Below are 277 nucleotides of genomic sequence, written 5' to 3' on the forward strand. Positions count from 1 at the left end.
GCATAAAGTCGTAGCCGATTGGTGTGCTCGTGGTAAGCCACAATATATTGAAGAAATTCTTAATGGTGCTACAGATGGTGAACAAGTACTGTTACCCGGTGAAACCTCCGATAGCGAAGAAGAGTTGGATGCGTTATATGATGACGCGGTAGCATTTGTTACCGAAACTCGCCGCGGCTCCATTTCTAGCGTACAACGCAAATTTAAAATTGGTTACAATCGCGCCGCCCGCATTATTGAAATGATGGAAAGCCAAGGTATTGTGACAGCCCAAGGC

The 277-nt window shown here is 45.8% G+C and carries 1 protein-coding gene; it reads left to right on the forward strand.

Features of this window, described 5'->3' with window-relative positions:
- A partial coding sequence (locus AAEY79_RS14730) for a DNA translocase FtsK (RefSeq protein ID WP_352289081.1) occupies positions 1 to 277 on the forward strand: 277 nt, incomplete at both ends.

The organism is Psychrobacter sp. GW64-MNA-CIBAN-0177 (genome assembly GCF_040309585.1).
In the GTDB taxonomy this organism is placed as follows: Bacteria; Pseudomonadota; Gammaproteobacteria; order Pseudomonadales; family Moraxellaceae; genus Psychrobacter; species Psychrobacter okhotskensis.